General features: G+C 73.9%; 19 protein-coding genes and 1 pseudogene. 14 read left to right on the plus strand and 6 right to left on the minus strand.

Annotated elements, in window-relative coordinates; translation table 11 throughout:
- Nucleotides 1-44: 44 nt before the first annotated feature.
- Nucleotides 45-878 (minus strand): helix-turn-helix transcriptional regulator, encoded by an 834-nt coding sequence (locus tag V5O49_RS09445; RefSeq protein ID WP_332902002.1) that lies wholly within the window; start codon nt 876-878, stop codon nt 45-47.
- A gap of 94 nt (nt 879-972) precedes the next feature.
- Between V5O49_RS09445 and hxlB the strand changes: the two genes are divergently transcribed.
- The 6 genes from hxlB (at nt 973) to V5O49_RS09475 (ending at nt 5,513) form a co-directional block, all read left to right on the plus strand.
- Nucleotides 973-1,569, plus strand: coding sequence for a 6-phospho-3-hexuloisomerase (hxlB, locus tag V5O49_RS09450; RefSeq protein WP_332902003.1), 597 nt, complete (start codon nt 973-975; stop codon nt 1,567-1,569).
- Nucleotides 1,570-1,633: 64 nt separating this feature from the next.
- Nucleotides 1,634-2,257 carry a 3-hexulose-6-phosphate synthase gene (hxlA, locus tag V5O49_RS09455; RefSeq protein ID WP_332902004.1) on the plus strand — a complete coding sequence of 208 codons (624 nt, stop codon included), beginning with the start codon at nt 1,634-1,636 and terminating at the stop codon, nt 2,255-2,257.
- Between the two features lie 248 nt (nt 2,258-2,505).
- Nucleotides 2,506-3,894: an MDR family MFS transporter gene (locus tag V5O49_RS09460; protein WP_405001163.1), complete on the plus strand. Its 1,389-nt coding sequence runs from the start codon at nt 2,506-2,508 to the stop codon at nt 3,892-3,894.
- Between the two features lie 82 nt (nt 3,895-3,976).
- On the plus strand, nt 3,977-4,456 hold the full coding sequence (locus tag V5O49_RS09465; RefSeq protein ID WP_332902006.1) for a nitroreductase family deazaflavin-dependent oxidoreductase: 480 nt from the start codon (nt 3,977-3,979) through the stop codon (nt 4,454-4,456).
- A gap of 225 nt (nt 4,457-4,681) precedes the next feature.
- Nucleotides 4,682-4,993, plus strand: a complete 312-nt coding sequence (locus tag V5O49_RS09470; RefSeq protein WP_278235786.1) for an STAS domain-containing protein — start codon at nt 4,682-4,684, stop codon at nt 4,991-4,993.
- A 58-nt stretch (nt 4,994-5,051) separates the two neighbouring features.
- Nucleotides 5,052-5,513, plus strand: a complete 462-nt coding sequence (locus V5O49_RS09475) for an ATP-binding protein (protein ID WP_332902007.1) — start codon at nt 5,052-5,054, stop codon at nt 5,511-5,513.
- 7 nt (nt 5,514-5,520) lie between these two features.
- Here V5O49_RS09475 and V5O49_RS09480 read toward each other — a convergent pair whose 3' ends face one another.
- Nucleotides 5,521-6,660, minus strand: coding sequence for a GTP-binding protein (locus tag V5O49_RS09480; RefSeq protein ID WP_332902008.1), 1,140 nt, complete (start codon nt 6,658-6,660; stop codon nt 5,521-5,523).
- A gap of 100 nt (nt 6,661-6,760) precedes the next feature.
- Between V5O49_RS09480 and rpmB the strand changes: the two genes are divergently transcribed.
- The 7 genes and pseudogenes from rpmB (at nt 6,761) to V5O49_RS09515 (ending at nt 8,575) form a co-directional block, all read left to right on the plus strand.
- On the plus strand, nt 6,761-6,997 hold the full coding sequence (gene rpmB / locus V5O49_RS09485) for a 50S ribosomal protein L28 (RefSeq protein WP_278235783.1): 237 nt from the start codon (nt 6,761-6,763) through the stop codon (nt 6,995-6,997).
- A complete protein-coding gene (gene rpmG / locus V5O49_RS09490; RefSeq protein ID WP_332902009.1) occupies nt 6,997-7,164 on the plus strand; it encodes a 50S ribosomal protein L33 in 168 nt (55 codons plus the stop codon). Before rpmB ends, rpmG begins: the two co-directional genes overlap by 1 nt.
- Nucleotides 7,164-7,469 (plus strand): 30S ribosomal protein S14, encoded by a 306-nt coding sequence (rpsN, locus tag V5O49_RS09495; protein WP_332902010.1) that lies wholly within the window; start codon nt 7,164-7,166, stop codon nt 7,467-7,469. The genes rpmG and rpsN overlap by 1 nt, the downstream gene beginning before the upstream one ends.
- 29 nt (nt 7,470-7,498) lie before the next feature.
- Nucleotides 7,499-7,642, plus strand: a pseudogene (gene rpmE / locus V5O49_RS09500) (50S ribosomal protein L31); the annotation flags it as partial.
- Nucleotides 7,639-7,761 carry a type B 50S ribosomal protein L36 gene (ykgO, locus tag V5O49_RS09505; protein ID WP_332902011.1) on the plus strand — a complete coding sequence of 41 codons (123 nt, stop codon included), beginning with the start codon at nt 7,639-7,641 and terminating at the stop codon, nt 7,759-7,761. The pseudogene rpmE and the gene ykgO, both read left to right, overlap by 4 nt.
- Nucleotides 7,762-7,771: 10 nt before the next feature.
- Nucleotides 7,772-7,939, plus strand: a complete 168-nt coding sequence (rpmF, locus tag V5O49_RS09510) for a 50S ribosomal protein L32 (protein WP_278235779.1) — start codon at nt 7,772-7,774, stop codon at nt 7,937-7,939.
- A 24-nt stretch (nt 7,940-7,963) separates the two neighbouring features.
- Entirely contained in the window at nt 7,964-8,575 is a 612-nt protein-coding gene (locus tag V5O49_RS09515; protein ID WP_332902012.1) for a GNAT family N-acetyltransferase, read from the plus strand.
- A gap of 39 nt (nt 8,576-8,614) precedes the next feature.
- Here the strand turns inward: V5O49_RS09515 and V5O49_RS09520 are convergent, their stop codons facing one another.
- The 4 genes from V5O49_RS09520 to V5O49_RS09535 form a co-directional block, all read right to left on the minus strand.
- Complete coding sequence (locus V5O49_RS09520; protein WP_332902013.1) at nt 8,615-9,451, minus strand: aldo/keto reductase; 837 nt, start codon at nt 9,449-9,451, stop codon at nt 8,615-8,617.
- Complete coding sequence (locus V5O49_RS09525) at nt 9,420-9,980, minus strand: type 1 glutamine amidotransferase domain-containing protein (RefSeq protein WP_332902014.1); 561 nt, start codon at nt 9,978-9,980, stop codon at nt 9,420-9,422. The genes V5O49_RS09520 and V5O49_RS09525 overlap by 32 nt, the downstream gene beginning before the upstream one ends.
- 79 nt (nt 9,981-10,059) lie before the next feature.
- A complete protein-coding gene (locus tag V5O49_RS09530) occupies nt 10,060-10,527 on the minus strand; it encodes a nitroreductase/quinone reductase family protein (RefSeq protein WP_332902015.1) in 468 nt (155 codons plus the stop codon).
- A gap of 45 nt (nt 10,528-10,572) precedes the next feature.
- Nucleotides 10,573-11,916, minus strand: a complete 1,344-nt coding sequence (locus V5O49_RS09535; protein WP_332902016.1) for a phosphoribosyltransferase family protein — start codon at nt 11,914-11,916, stop codon at nt 10,573-10,575.
- Nucleotides 11,917-12,078: 162 nt separating this feature from the next.
- Here V5O49_RS09535 and V5O49_RS09540 point away from each other — a divergent pair, with 162 nt between their 5' ends.
- Complete coding sequence (locus V5O49_RS09540) at nt 12,079-12,390, plus strand: DUF5808 domain-containing protein (RefSeq protein ID WP_332902017.1); 312 nt, start codon at nt 12,079-12,081, stop codon at nt 12,388-12,390.
- Nucleotides 12,391-12,392: the final 2 nt, after the last annotated feature.

Here is a 12,392-nt window from a genome sequence, read left to right on the forward strand (position 1 = left end):
CGCAGCCCCCGGGGTGCCCGGCACCGGCGTCGTCCCCGCGTGCGTCAGGACCGCCCGGCCGCACCGCCCGCCAGCGCCGCCAGCTCCGCCCGGTTGGCCGCGCCCACCTTGCGCAGCAGGTTCGCGACGTGGAACTTCACGGTGTTCGCGCTGATCGACAGCTGCTCGGCGATCTCGCCGTTGCGGCGGCCGGCGGCGACGAGCGCGAGCACGTCGCGCTCGCGGCGGGTCAGGGCGACGTCGGTGTCCAGGCCGAGCTCCGGCGTCGGTGGGTCCAGCGGCAGCGTGATCGCCAGGTTCGACCCCCACCCGCGGGTCGCGTCGACGAGGAACGTGCCGTGCAGGGCGCTCACCCGCTCGGCGATGGGCCGCAGGCCGTCGTCGTGGACGTCCCGGTCGCCGGAGCCGTCGTCCCGGATCCCCATGAGCAGGTTGCGCCCGTCGCAGTCCCAGTGGATGCGCACCCGCCGGGCGTCCCCGCGGTCCAGCAGGCCGAGGACGGCGTTGCGCACGATGGCACGGGCCTCGTGCGCGACGACCTCCGGCAGCGCACGCCCGGTCGGCGGCGGTTCGACGAACTCGACGTCGAGCTGACCGAACCGGATCAGCGGCCGCAGGTCGTCGCGCAGCAGCGCGAACGCGCCGACCACGGGTTCCAGCAGGTTGCCGACCCGGGCCTCGGCGGTGGAGCGCAACGTGACCAGGGCTCCGGAGGCGACGTCGACGGCGGTCGCCCGGGCCGTGGCGTCGTCGAGCCGACGGGAACGCAGCACGGCGAGGATCGACTCGAGCTGCACGGCGTGCCGGTCGGACTGCTCGGCCAGGGCGCGGCGGTACTCGTGCACCAGGGAGTCGGTCGGTGCCGGGGCGGTGTCCACCCCGGCACGCTACCCCTGAACCTGCCCGGACGGGTAGGTCGGCCACCCACCCGGGGCGATGTCAGGGCCCGTCGCCCGGACGCAGGATGGCGGCATGCCCGACACCGCAACCATGCTCGACACCCGTTCGACGGCGGCCGCCGCCGTCGACCTCGTCCTCGGCGAGGTGGAGTCGCTCCTCACCCGCATCCGGCAGGAGCAGTCCGACCGGCTCCAGGAGCTGGCCGAGGCGGTCTCCGCGGCGGATCGCGTCTTCGTGCACGGTGCCGGCCGCTCCGGCATCGCCGTGCGCGGCCTGGCCATGCGCCTCATGCACCTCGGCAAGCCCACCTTCGTCGTGGGCGAGACGACGACGCCGGCGATCGGTCGTGGCGACCTGCTGCTGGCCGTGAGCGGCTCGGGCAGCACACCCGGTGTCCTGCGGGCCGCGGAGTCGGCCTGCGGGGCCGGCGCCCGGGTGGCCGCCGTCACCAACAACGCCTCGTCCCCGCTCGGCCGCCTCGCCACGGTCACCCTGACCGTCGGCGCCGCGTCCAAGACCGACCACTCCGGGACGGCCTCGGCCCAGTACGCCGGGAGCCTGTTCGAGCAGGGCGTGGCCCTGGTCGGGGACGCGCTGTTCCACGACCTGTGGCAGCGCTCCGGCCTCGGCGCGGCCGACATCTGGCCGCGGCACGCCAACCTCGAGTGAGCGGCGGGCTGATCGCGCCCTCGGGACGACACCTCACCCATCGAACCGTCGAAAGGTACGACTCATGAAGCTGCAGTTCGCCATGGACACCCTGACCACCTCCCAGGCCCTGGAGTGGGCGGCCGCCGCCGCGCCGCACGTCGACATCCTCGAGCTGGGCACCCCGCTCATCAAGAGCGAGGGTCTCGCCGCCATCACCGCCGTCAAGGACGCGCACCCGGACAAGACCGTGTTCGCCGACCTCAAGACGATGGACGCCGGTGCGCTCGAGGCCGAGATCGCCTTCAAGGCGGGCGCCGACCTGGTCACCGTGCTGGGCACCGCCGGTGACAGCACGATCGCCGGTGCCGTGCAGGCCGCCGAGACCCACGGCAAGGGCGTTGTCGTCGACCTCATCGGCGTCGCCGACAAGCCGGCCCGCGCCCGCGAGGTCGTCGCCCTCGGTGCGACCTTCGTCGAGATGCACGCCGGTCTGGACGAGCAGGCCGAGGAGGGCTACTCCCTGGAGACCCTGCTGCGCGCCGGTGCCGAGGCCGGGGTGCCGTTCTCCGTCGCCGGTGGCGTCAAGGAGAGCTCGATCGCGGCCGTGCAGGACTCCGGTGCCCAGGTCGCCGTCGCGGGCAGCTCGATCTACAGCGCGGACGACGTCGCCGCCGCGGCCGCCGCGCTGCGTGCTGCCATCGCCTGACCCGTTCGCAGCATCCCGGTACCCCGCGCACCGCGCGGGGTACCGGTCGGTCGCCGAGGTACCGGCCGGTCGACGTCTGATGCGTCGACCAGCCGGTACCTCGGCGACCTTGCGGTATCTCGGCGGCGACGAGCCGGTCACGAGCCCCCGGAATACCGGCCGCTCGCTCGGGGCTTGTGCCTGACGTGCCTCCGACGTCGACGTCCGTGGGCCTGCGTTCCGAGCGCGGGCCCATCCTGCTGTCCCTCATGCTGTCCACGGCCCTGGTGGCCCTGGACGCGACGATCATCGCCACGGCGTCGGCCACGATCGCCCGGGAGCTCGGGGCGTTCGAGCAGGTGCCGTGGCTCTTCTCGTCCTACCTGCTGGCCCAGGCGGTCAGCACCCCGTTGGCGGGCCGGCTGTCGGACATCGTCGGACGCAAGCGGGCGATCCTCGCGGGGGTCGGGCTGTTCTTCCTGGGCTCGGTGCTCTGCGGTGCCGCGTGGTCCATGGGGGCCCTCGTGGCGGGGCGGGTGCTGCAGGGCCTCGGGGCGGGCGCCGTGATGCCGGTCTCCCAGACGATCGCCGCCGACATCTACACGCTCGAGGAGCGCGCCAGGACGCAGGGCTACCTGGCCTCGGTGTGGGCGATCTCCTCCGTCGTCGGACCGACCCTCGGCGGGGTGTTCTCCGAGTTCCTCTCCTGGCGGTGGATCTTCTGGATCAACGTCCCGCTGTGCCTCCTGGCGGCCTGGATGCTGATCCGCCGCTACCACGAGTCCCCGCTCGGCGGTCGGCGCGAGCCCGTGGACTACGTGGGCGCCGCGCTGCTGACGGCGGGCAGCGCCCTGCTGCTCCTCGGGCTGCTCGAGGGGGGAACCTCCTGGGCGTGGCTGTCGGCGCCCTCGATCGCGGTGCTCACGGTCGCCGTCGTCCTGCTGGCGGTCTTCGCCCGGCACGTGCGGCGCGTCGCCCACCCGATCCTGGACCTGCGGCTGCTGCGGCGCCGGGTGATCGGTGTGGCCACGGCGATCTCGCTGGTGGTGGGCATGGTGGTCCTGGGGCTGGTCACCTACGTGCCGATCTACGCCCAGGGGGTGCTCGGGTTCGGGCCGCTGCTGGCGGGCTTCGCGCTCGCGGCGATGATGGTGGGCTGGCCGCTGTCGGCGACGAACGCCGGGCGGCTCTACCTGCGTCTCGGCTTCCGGCTCACCGCGATGATCGGCTCGGCGCTGGTGGTCCTCGGCACGGCGTCGACGCTGCTGCTGGGTGCCGACTCGCCGTTGGTGGCGGTGATGGGCACGACGTTCCTCGTCGGTACCGGCATGGGGCTGACGGCGGTGCCGACGCTCATCGCCGCGCAGTCGTCGGTGGACCACGGCATCCGCGGGGCGGTCACCGGGGTGAACATCTTCGCCCGGTCCCTGGGCTCGGCGCTCGGCGTCGCCGTCTGCGGCGCGATCGTCAACTCCGTCGCGACGGTGGGTCCCGACGGCACCCCGTCCGGGCCCGACCTCATGGACGCGATCCGCCTGGTGTTCGTCGTGGTCGCGGTCTCCGGCGTCCTGATCGCGGTGCTGGCGGTGTTCCTGCCCGCCGACCGTCAGGCCGCCCGCGAGCGCCGTGCCGCCGGCGGTCGCGACGCTGCGGGCTAGTGCTGCCGAGGTGTTGTGCGCGGGGTCCGACGGCGCTACCTTACACAGTAAGGGGCGCGTGCCCCGGAAGGTGAGGACCTCCATGTGGCACTGGATCGCCGGCCTCGTCGGGGGCCTGCTGGCCCTGGCGCTGGCCGCCGTCGTCGGCCTCGTCGTCTCGATGCGCGCCAAGTGGCAGCCGGGTCTGCGCCTCGTCCGGCGCGTCAACAAGCGGTTCACCAACCCGCGCGTGCTGGCCACGGCCGGTCGTCCCGGGGGGTCCGCGGCGGTGATCCGGCACGTCGGCCGCCGCTCCGGGCGGTCCTACGCGACGCCGATCGGTGTGGAGGTCGGCGACGGCGTCCTGGTCACCCTGCTGCCCTACGGCCCGACGACGGACTGGGTGCGCAACGTCCTCGCGGCCGGCGGCGCCCAGGTCACGGTCCAGGGCCGGACCCTGGAGGTGACAGACCCTCGCGTCGTACCCGTCGCCGAGGCGTCCGCGCTGCTCCCGGCGGGGGAGCGTCGGCTGGCCGCGGTGTTCGGCGCGACGGAGGTCCTGCTGCTGACGCCCGCCGGGTGAGCCGACGCGGCGCCCTGCCGTCCGGCCGGTTCTCCGTTCGTCCGGAGATCCGACGCGTTCCGTGGGAGACTTCCGGACACCGGGTCGGGCGTGCCGTACGCATCGGTACCTCGCGCATGCGGGGGTGGTGCGGTCGTCCGCCGGGAGACGGGGGGAGTGGTCAGCATGGCGCCGGAAGGAACGACCGGAGGGGTTCGCGTCGCACGCCAGGGCGCTCTCTGGGTGATGTGGGGCGACATCGACTTCAGTGTCACGCATGCCGTGCGGGATCAGCTCGCGGCCACGCTCGACGGCCGGCCCAAGACGGTGGACCTGACCCGCGTGACGTTCATGGACTCCTCGGGGCTGCACCTGATCCTCATGGAGGTCACCCCCGAGAGGCGACCCGTGCTCGTCGGGACCCCGGACGGCGTCCGCGACCTGCTCGAGCTGAGCGGTGCGATGGAGCTGGTCGACCTCGTCGACGAGCTGCCGCCGCCCGACCCGTCGGGCGGACCGGCGCCAGGACCCGCGCCGATCCCTCCGATCGCCGGCTAGACCCGCCGCCGTCGCGGCGGACGGCCCACCATGCTGGAGCACGCGAGAAGGGACTGCCGTGACCGTACGACAGGACGACGAGCTGCCGAACACGCCCCCGCCCGCCCAGTTCGACGAGGTGGCCCGCTGGACGCTGAGCGAGGTCGAGGAGGTCGCCGGTCTGCGGGCCGACCTCCAGGCGCGGCTGGGTGCTGACGGCTCGGGCGACCTGGCTGCCACGACGGAGAAGCTCGTGCTGATCGTCTCGGAGCTGGCGACCAATGCCGTGCGGCACGGTCTGCCTCCGACGGTGGTCCGGCTGATGCACGGCACCGACGGCGACTGGCTGCTCGACGTGGCCGACCACGACGTGTCCTCCCCGCCCGTGCCCGCCGGCGACCGGGACCCGGGGCACGGGGGCCTGGGTCTGCGGATCGCCCGGCGTCTCTCGCTCGCCGTGGGGTGGTACACCACCGAGACCGCGAAGCACGTCTGGGCGACCGTGCCGGGTCCGGTCCCGGCGGCGACCCCGGCCGAGTGATCCCGGGCTACGCCGCGCGCTGACCGAGCCACGGGGCCAGCGCGTCCTCGCTGCCCAGCCATGCGAGCCCGCCGTCGGCGATCTCGTCCGAGGCGGCCAGGGCCGCCTGGAACGCCGCGGTCAGCCGCGCGCGCAGGGCCTCGCCCTCGTCCACGGTGCCGGCGCCGACCACGACGATCCGGGTGTGCGGGGCGGCGCCCGCCGCGACCTCGTCCCACGTGCCGAGGTCCGCGATGCACAGCTGGCCGCCCGCGCCGTCCCACAGGCACAGCGAGTCCGGCCGGTTGGCCACGGAGAAGGCGCCGCGCGAGCGCAGGCGTCCGGTGCCGAGCTCCTCGACCTGGTCCAGGAGCCGCTCGGGGTGGAACGGCCGGGACGAGGTGAGCTCGAGGCTCCAGCTCCGGTCGACGTCGGTGCCCCCGGCCGGGCCGCGACCGGGGGCGAGCGCGCCGCGGGCACCCAGCGGGTGGGCGCGGCGCTCGGCGGTCTCGCTGCGGTGCCGGAACGCCGCGAGCTGGTCCACGACGAGGGCGTGCAGCCCGTCGACGCGCCGCGAGTCGGCGCCGCGCAGGCGGTCGACGAGCCCCGAGCCGGTGGCGTCGGTGCCGCTGGTGACCACGACGTCGGCCTGCTCGAGCTGGGTGGCCAGGGCCTCGCCGACGCCGCGCTCGTCGTCGTCGGTCAGGGCCAGGCCGCGCTCGGCGCACCAGTCGTCGCCGAGCAGGTCGTCCTCGACGGAGGCGAGGTCGACCACGACGCCGCTGCTGGCCAGGCGCAGGTTCTCGAGCTCGCCGCCGGGCTCGCACATCGCCGCCAGGCCGCGGGTGATCGGCAGCGGCTCGGCCGTCACGGGCAGGGCGAGCACGACGTCGGTCCAGCGGCCGGTCGCGGCCAGCCGGGCGATCGTGGGGACCGCGTCCTCCCGCACGCAGCACGAGACGCAGGCGTGCTCCAGGGGGAGCGTCTCGTCCTCGACGACGCCGGTCACGTCCACGACGACACGGCGCAGGGCGCTCTCGGCGATCAGCAGGTCGTGCTTGACCGTGACGGTGCTCGGGGCGTCGAAGGCGAGCCCGGTCAGGGCGCTGTCCCGCAGCACGGGGTCGACGCCGACGAGGACGCTGAGCGAGGTGTGGAGGTCCGGCATGGGAATCTTCCTAGATTGAGAATCATTATCAGCAGTGGTTCACTGTAGCCCACGCCGCGTGGCTGTCCAGCGCGCCGGCACGTCCTGAGAGGAGATCCACATGTCCGCCCACTGTCAGGTGCACGGCACCTCGCCGGGCTTCGGGCACTCCGTCTCGCACTCCCACGTGCGGACGAAGCGACGGTTCGACCCGAACATCCAGACCAAGCGCTACTGGGTGCCGTCCCTGGGGCGGAAGGTCACGCTGCGGGTCAGCGCCCGCGGCATCAAGACCATCGACCGCCGCGGCATCGACGCGGTCGTCGCCGACATCCTCGCCCGAGGGGAGAAGGTCTGATGGCCCAGCGCACCGACCTGCGACCCATCGTCACGCTGCGCTCCACGGCCGGCACGGGGTTCACCTACGTGACCCGCAAGAACCGCCGCACGACCCCCGACCGGCTCGTGCTGCGCAAGTACGACCCCGTCGTCCGCCGCCACGTCGAGTTCAAGGAGACCCGCTGATGGCCAAGAAGTCGAAGATCGCCGCGGAGGCCCGCCGTCGCGAGACGGTCGAGAAGTACGCCGAGCGGCGCGCCGAGCTCCAGCGCGTCATCGCCTCGCCGTCGTCCACCGACGCCGAGCGTGCCGTGGCGACGATGGAGCTGCGCCGTCAGCCGCGCGACGCCAGCCGCACCCGGCTGCGCAACCGCGACGTCGTGGACGGCCGTCCGCGCGCCTACCACCGCAGGTTCGGGCTCTCCCGCATCCGGCTGCGCCAGATGGCGCACCGCGGCGAGCTGCCCGGCGTGACCAAGTCGAGCTGGTGATCACCGCCGTGAAGAAGGACATCCACCCCACCGACGGCAACACCTACCCGGTGGTCGACGTCGAGATCTCCAGCGCGAGCCACCCGTTCTGGACCGGCAGCGCCCGCGTCGTCGACACCGCCGGCCGGGTCTCGACGTTCCGCCGACGCTACGGAAAGGCAGACTCCCGATGAAGGTCCGTTCCTCCCTGCGGTCCCTGAAGAACCAGCCGGGATCCAAGGTCGTGCGCCGCCGCGGGCGCACCTACGTCATCAACCGGCTCTACCCGAAGTTCAAGGCCCGCCAGGGCTGAGGAGGACATCATGGCCGTCCCGAAGCGCAAGACGTCCCGGTCACGCACCCGCAGCCGCCGGGCGCAGTGGAAGACGACCGCACCCGCCCTGGTGCCGGTCGACGCCGGCGGTCGGACCGTGCAGGTCCCGCCCCGGCTGGCCCGCGCGGTCCGCGAGGGGAGGGTCGACGTGCCGTGACCGGGTGCTGGCAGACTCCCGCTCATGACCGTGCTCGTCGAACCCGCCGGTGAGGCCGAGATCGAGGCCGGTGCCCGGCTGATCGCCGAGTCGTTCCGGGACGACGCCGTCGTGCGCCGGATCGTCCCGGGCGACCACGACCGGGTCGCACGCCTGACCGACGTCTACACCGCGGCGCTGCGCACGGGTGCCTGCGTGTCCGGGACCGTCGACGTCGCCCGCGCCGGTCCCGGCGGACCGATCCTCGGAGTAGCCGCGTGGGAGGGGCCGGAGCGACGGCGTCACCTGCCGACCGAGCTGCGGGAGCTCCCGCGCTACCTGCGGGCGCTCGGGCTGCGGCACCTGCCCGCGGTGAGGTCCCGCCTGGCCCGCTGGGCGCGGCAGCGCCCGGCGACGGCGCACTGGTACCTGGCGGACCTCGCCTTGAGTCCCGCGGCCCGTGGCCGCGGCGTGGGCTCTGCCCTGATCGCGCACCGGCTGGGCGTCGTCGACGCGCAGGCCCGACCTGCGTACCTGGAGGCCACCGGTCCCGGCAACCAGCGTCTCTACGAGCGGTTCGGCTTCCGCGCCCAGGGCCCGGTCGCGGACGACGCCGACGCACCGGTCGGCATGCTGCGGCCCGCCGCGGAGGAGTGACCCGCCCGATCACCGGCCCCTCGTTCCCCGGACCCTCGCTCAGTACTCCTCGTACACGGCCGGGTCCTGGTCGTTGTTCCGGCCGTCAGCGCGGGCGAGCCCCGCGACGGCCGCCATCTCCTCGGCGGAGAGCTCCAGGTCGGCGGCCTCGAGGTTCTGGCGCTGCCGGTCCGGCGAGGTCGCCTTGGGCAGGGGCAGTACGCCGAGCCCGACGTGCCAGGCCAGGATCACCTGCGCCACGGTCACGCCGCGGTCCGCGGCGATCCGGGTCAGCACCGGCTCGTCCAGCAGGCTGTTGGCGCGCCCGAGCGGGCTCCACGCCTCGGTGACGATCCCGCGAGCGGCGTCGGCGGCGCGCTGCTCGGCCTGGGGGAAGTAGGGGTGCAGCTCGACCTGGTTCACCGCCGGCGTCACCCCCGTCTCGGCCACGAGGCGGTCGACGTGCTCGGGCAGGAAGTTCGACACCCCGATGTGGCGCACGAGGCCGCGCTCGCATGCCTCGATCAGCGCCCCCCAGGCCTCGACGTACCGGTCCTGCGACGGGTTCGGCCAGTGGATCAGGTACAGGTCGAGGTGGTCCAGGCCCGTGCGGTAGACGCTCTCCTCGATCGTGGCGACGGCCGCGTCGTGGGCGTGGTGCCGCCCGGGCAGCTTGGAGGTGACGATCACCTCGTCGCGGGGGACCCCGGAGGCCCGGACGGCGGCGCCGACCGCCCCCTCGTTCTCGTAGTTGAACGCGGAGTCCAGCAGCCGGTAGCCGGCGTCCAGCGCGGCGGCGACCGTGCGCACGCCGTGCTCGCCGCGCAGGGAGGCGGTGCCGAACCCGACGGGCGGCAGGCTCAGGTCAGCGCTCGGCGAGCGCGGCGTCGACGGCATCGAGGAAGTCGTCCAGGTCGTCGGGGGTGCGGGAGGTGATGAGCGTCCAGCCCTCGGCCGGGTCCACGATCACGGGGGCGTCCTTCCAGGAGGCGCCGGCGTTGCGCAGGTCCGTCTCGAGAGACGGGTACGACGTCGCGGTCTTGCCGGGGACGACGCCGGCCTCGACGAGCAGCCACGGTCCGTGGCAGATCGCCGCGACGGGCCGACCGGACCGGGTGAAGGACCGCACGATCTCGGTCGCGGCGGGCTGCAGCCGCAGCGTGTCGGCGTTGAGGGTGCCGCCGGGCACGAGCAGCAGGTCGAAGCCGGCCGGGTCGACGTCGTCGAGCGTCACGTCCGGGGTGACCGTGCGGCCGGGGTCCTTGTCGCCCACGAGCGTGGCGACGTCGTCGGAGGTCGCGGCGGCGACGGTGACGACGGCGCCGCTGTCGCGCAGGTGCTCCAGCGGGACGACGAGCTCGTCCTGCTCCACGCCGTAGTTCGTCACGACGGCCAGGACGGTGCGGTCGGTGAGGTCGGTCGCCATGGTTCGCTCCTTTCCTCGGGGGGCTCCCCACGGTAGGAGGCTGCTCAGGAATCCGCGCGGCGAGTCCCGCGCCGTCGGGTCAGCTCCCGGCGGTGTCGCGCCGCGTGAGCTCGACGACCGGGATGTGCCGGTCGGTGGCGCGTTCGTACGTCGCGAACTGGGACGCGGAGTCCTTGATGCGTCCCCACACCTCGTCCCGCTCGGGGCCCTGCAGCTCGCGGGCGCGCACCGGGACGGTCTCGCCGTCCACGACGATCTCGACGTCGTCCGGCCGGGCGGCGAGGTTGAGGTACCAGGCCGGGTTGGTGGCCGCGCCGTTGGCGGAGGCGACGACGTACCACCGGCCCTCGCCCCCGGGGAACCAGGCCAGCGGGATGGTGCGGGGCTGCCCGCTGCGCCGTCCCACCGTCGTCAGGGCCAGCAGGCGCATCCCCAGCACCCGGCCGCCGCGGCGTCGGATGCGGCGCAGCGCCAGCCCGTTGAACCAGCGCACGAGCCGACCCGGCTTGCGCGCTCCGCGGGTGCCGGTCGAGTGGCTGAAGGTCATCGGTTCTCCGATCGTCGACGACCTCCACCCTACGCAGCACCCCGCTCAGGTCTGCAGGACGGCGTGCTGCGTCGTCGTGCTCTGGGGCAGGTGCCCGAGGAACCAGTCGCGGGCCAGCACGGCCGCCTGGTCCAGCGTGCCCGGTTCCTCGAAGAGGTGCGTCGCACCGGGCACCACCGCCAGCTCGTTCTCGCACCGCAGCCGACGCTGGGCCCGACGGTTGAGGTCCAGCACGCACGGATCCTCGCTCCCGACCAGGAGCAGGGTCGGCGCCTTGACCTCGTGCAGCCAGTCCGCGGCCAGGTCGGGCCGGCCCCCGCGGGAGACGACGGCGGAGACGTCGTGGCCGAGCTGCGCGGCGGCGCGCAGGGCGGCGGCGGCACCGGTGCTCGCTCCGAAGTACCCGATCGGGAAGTCGTCCCACCCCTGCGCGGTGCGCAGCCACCAGGTCGCGTCCACCAGCCGGGCCGCCATGCGCCGGATGTCGAACACCATCGGCCGCTCCCACTCCTCGCGGGCGGTGAGCAGGTCGAACAGCAGGGTGCCCAGTCCCGCCTCGTTGAGCACCTGCGCGACGTGCCGGTTGCGCGGGCTGTGCCGGCTGCTGCCGCTGCCGTGCGCGAAGACGACCAGCCCCACGGGGCGGTCCGGGACGGTGAGCTGTCCGTTCAGCATGACGGCGCCGGCCCGGATCTCGACGGCCTCGTCCCGTGGAGCCGGGGGATCCGCCGGGTCCCCGACCGGGTCGCCGGGGTGGTTCGCCGCCCGGTCGAGCAGCTCCACGACCTGTCCGTCGTCGACCTGGCGGAAGTCGGCGTACCACTCGCCCACGGCGCGGAAGCCGCGGGGGCTCTCCACGAAGACCACCTCATCTGCCACCTCCTTCAGTGCGTCGAGCGCCGGGGCGGCCCCCACGGGGACGGCGACGACGACACGTGCCGCGCCGCGCTCCCGCGCGACGAGGCAGGCCGTGCGGGCCGTCGACCCGGTCGCGACGCCGTCGTCCACGACGACGGCCGTCCGGCCCTCGATCGGGACCAACGGGTGGTCGCGCCGGATCCGGAACAGCCGTCGCTCGAGCTCTGCGCGCTCGGTGGCCTCGGCGCCCGCGAGCTCCTCGGCCGTGATCTGGGCGCGTCGGACGACCTCGTCGTCCACCACGCGCACGTCGCCCTCACCGACCGCACCCATCGCCAGCTCGGGCTGGAAAGGGACGCCGAGCTTGCGCACGACGATGACGTCGAGCGGCGCGTCCAGCGCGACGGCGACCTCGAACGCCACGGGGACCCCGCCCCGGGGGAGGCCGAGGACGACGACGTCCTCGTCGCGCAGCCCGGCGAGCGCCTCGGCGAGGCGCCGTCCGGCCTGGGTGCGGTCGGTGAAGGGCATGACTCCACGATGCGCCGCGGCGGTGCGGGGCAGAAGGGCCGTTGGTCCCGAATCGGCAGGGGACTCGGGTCCCTCCGTCGCGCACCTGTGGACCGCGGGGTCGGCGCGCGGCAGGATGGTGGTGAGGCCGAAGGTGACGAGACCGACCGGTGGAGGTCCACGATGGACGTCGAGAAGAGCAGCGAGAAGAAGAGCAGGAGCGGGCTCCAGAAGCTCTACAAGGCGGTGATGTTCGCGCTCGTCGTCGCGGCGGTCACCAAGGAGCTGCAGAAGGATCCCGCGGACCGCGAGTGGCACGGGACCGTGGCCGGGTTCGTCCCCTACGAGTTCCGGATCCCGACCTTCGCGCGGGCCAAGGAACGGCTGTGGGACCCGGAGGCCGAGCACGTCATCGGCCCGCAGGTCTTCGGTGTCGGCTGGACCGTGAACGTCGGTCGTGTCGTCGCGGTGGTCAAGGACCGGTTCACGGACTGAGC

This window comes from Isoptericola haloaureus, from assembly GCF_036689775.1.
Taxonomy (GTDB): domain Bacteria; phylum Actinomycetota; class Actinomycetes; order Actinomycetales; family Cellulomonadaceae; genus Isoptericola; species Isoptericola haloaureus.